This is a genomic window from Sulfolobales archaeon (assembly GCA_038897115.1).
GTDB lineage: Archaea > Thermoproteota > Thermoprotei_A > Sulfolobales > AG1 > AG1.
This window is the reverse complement of the sequence record JAWAXC010000183.1, coordinates 1-2671: the sequence shown is the minus strand read 5'-3', so window position 1 is coordinate 2671 and position 2671 is coordinate 1. Positions and strand designations below refer to the sequence as shown.

The following is a 2671-nucleotide window of genomic DNA, read 5'->3' as shown; positions in this document are numbered from 1 at the left end:
CGATTCTGTGTTACGGGATATAGAGGTATTCACCGATCTTCTAAGAGAGGATATGCTGATCCTCTCGAAGGAAAAGGGGAAGGTGGTGGGTGATATGAGAATTAAGAGCGGAGATGATATAATAGATCTTAGTAAGATGGGTCATGGAGCATATGCAATCGAACCGACACCAGATCTTATAGAATTTAAGGATGTAAATGCGGAGTTTGTTCTAGTGGTGGAGAAAGATGCTGTATTCCAACAGCTACATAGAGCACAGTTCTGGAGAAAATACAGGGCTATCCTTGTAACCAGCGCTGGTCAGCCTGATAGAGCTACTAGGAGGTTTGTGAGGAGGCTTAACGAGGAGCTAGGACTACCAGTTTATATCTTAACCGATAGCGATCCATATGGTTTCTATATATATAGTGTCTTTAAAATAGGCTCAATAACCCTTTCATATGAGAGCGAGAGACTTGCAACACCCAATGCAAGATTCTTGGGGGTCGCTATGAGCGATATCTTCGGCGACCCATCCACTGGTAAGAAACCCTATCTCTCTGAGGCTGAGAGGAGGAACTATATTATAAAGGCAAAGGAGATGGATCTAAAAAGGGCGAAGGAGCTCAGAAACTATAAGTGGTTCCAGACAAAGAAGTGGAAGAAAGAACTAGATATCTTCGAGGAGAAAAAGGCGAAGCTCGAGATAGAGGCTCTAACAAGTAAAGGCCTTTCATTTCTAATGGATAGCTATATTCCAAGTAAAATATCGAGTGGGGATTGGATAGAATGATCTCGAGATCCCTGCTGAAACTAATAGAGGAGATCGGGAACCCCGCAAGCATAATAGATCAGACCCTTCTTAGGCCTGAGGCAGGGCCGAAGAGGTATGAGAGATTCGTTGAAGAAAGCGAGAGATATGGCTTTAGATCTCTTGTAGTCCCCCTTAGCAGGGTTTCATTAGTATCGAGCATCACTAAAAAACCTGTTGCAGCAGTAATCGGCTTTCCACATGGAAACACAGAGCTTGAGATTAAGTTAAGAGAGATAGAGATAGCCTCATCCAGAGGTGCTAGGGAGGTGGATGTGGTTCTAGATATAGGATCTATAGTTGAGGGGCTTTGGGACAGGGTAGAAGCAGAGATCAAGGCTATCTCAACTAGGGCGAAGGAGCTTGGACTTATTAGCAAGGTGATAATAGAAACAGGATATCTAACAAGAGATCAGATCGAAAGGGTAAGTAGGATCGCTGCAAACTATGAGATCGACTATGTGAAGACCTCAACAGGCTTTGGACCTCGAGGAGCTAGTGTAGATGATGTGATCTTGATTAAGCAGAGCTTAGCTGGCAAAAAGACGGGAGTGAAAGCTGCTGGTGGGATAAGAACGATATGGGATCTAGCGATATTAGTAGCTGCTGGGGCAGACATAATAGGGAGTTCTTCAGGAATCGAGATAGTGAATCAATATGAAACAATATTAAAGCAGAAAAGTCCTATATAGTCTCTCTTCAGATCAAGAAGGGCGATGTTTTTAACTTTGACCCCTCCCTGCCCCGAGGTACGAGGCTTTTAGCTATAAATAGCCCAGGCTATATTTCGTATTGAAATATTATTCAATGTTTATTACTACTTCATTAATACTATTTATATTAACGCCTAGCTTTGCCCTGGCGAGAGATAGCAGCTTCTCCTCTATATTCTTAGAGCTTCCATCAGCTACTATAGCTGATAGGCTTCTAGAGATCTCTGGTATATATTTTATTATCGAATACGCTCTTCTAGCGATCTCCTCCTCTCTCTTCTTCTTCGAAAGATAGCTTCTCAGCCTTCTAGCTACTTCTCTAACACCATTCCTAATCTCAGCCTCTATCTCAGGAACATCAGCTATACTCTCCTTACCAACACCTTTATATGGAACCTTCGTGCTACAAACGTGGATAAGCACTGCAAGAGGTGCTGGGAATTCTATCTCATAGTCCTTCCAGTCTATCGATGATATAACTTTATACGATACATCTGAGCTTTCATCATATAGCAGTGGGATTTTATTGGCAAATCTTAACAATAAGATCTCCGTAGGATCATTTGCTAAGGGTACCCCACCCCCATAAGCTATACCTGCCTCAACAATCACAGCATGCCCCGAATAGCTTGTAGGCTTTCTCGTTACCGCATCAACAAACTCTGGTTTAAACATATTGCTAAGCCCGATCTTAAGGATCTCCTCTCCAATGGGTGATAAATGATCCGCTGAAGGCCTTCTAAATCCGTTAAACCCCTTAATTACACTTACAAGCCTCTCGATCTCTGATTGAGATAGCCTCTTAGGACTTCTATCCCCCCTAAGCCCCGCAAGCTCCAAGATCCTTTCAGCAGTAACCCTGCCAACACCCTGGAAATCGTTCTCGAGGAACTCTAGAAGGGTTTTTCTTCTTGTAGATGCCAGCATCATCTTCATCATCTCAAGATCGACGCCTACTGGATGGGGCTTGGTCTCCTTTGGAGGCTTCGGTATTAGTTCTGTGGCCCTTTTAAATATATACATATTGCCGTCAGGGTCTCTAAAGAATATCGAGGCGTATGGAGCTATGATATGTGTTCTTCTAATATATTCTACGATCTTGCTTTTAGATCTCTGCCAATCACCTAGTATATGGACTTTAACAATAGTACCATGCCACGAGCTATTC

General features: G+C 42.9%; 3 protein-coding genes. 2 read left to right on the top strand and 1 reads right to left on the bottom strand.

From position 1 onward, the window contains the following. The coding region (locus QXE01_12550; GenBank protein ID MEM4972068.1) for a DNA topoisomerase IV subunit A at positions 1-772 on the top strand (772 nt) is incomplete at its 5' end. Beyond that, the gene (deoC, locus tag QXE01_12545; protein ID MEM4972067.1) at positions 769-1482 is read left to right on the top strand and encodes a deoxyribose-phosphate aldolase; all 714 of its coding nucleotides are present in this window, start codon (positions 769-771) and stop codon (positions 1480-1482) included. The genes QXE01_12550 and deoC, both read left to right, overlap by 4 nt. A 108-nt stretch (positions 1483-1590) precedes the next feature. On the opposite strand, the gene QXE01_12540 is transcribed toward deoC, so the two are convergent. After that, a partial coding sequence (locus QXE01_12540) for a DNA topoisomerase VI subunit B (GenBank protein MEM4972066.1) occupies positions 1591-2671 on the bottom strand: 1081 nt, incomplete at its 5' end.

Bases quoted from the DNA above. Each gene is read 5' to 3' on its own strand.
- deoC (MEM4972067.1), top strand. From the start codon at position 769: ATGATCTCGAGATCCCTGCTGAAACTAATAGAGGAGATCGGGAACCCC.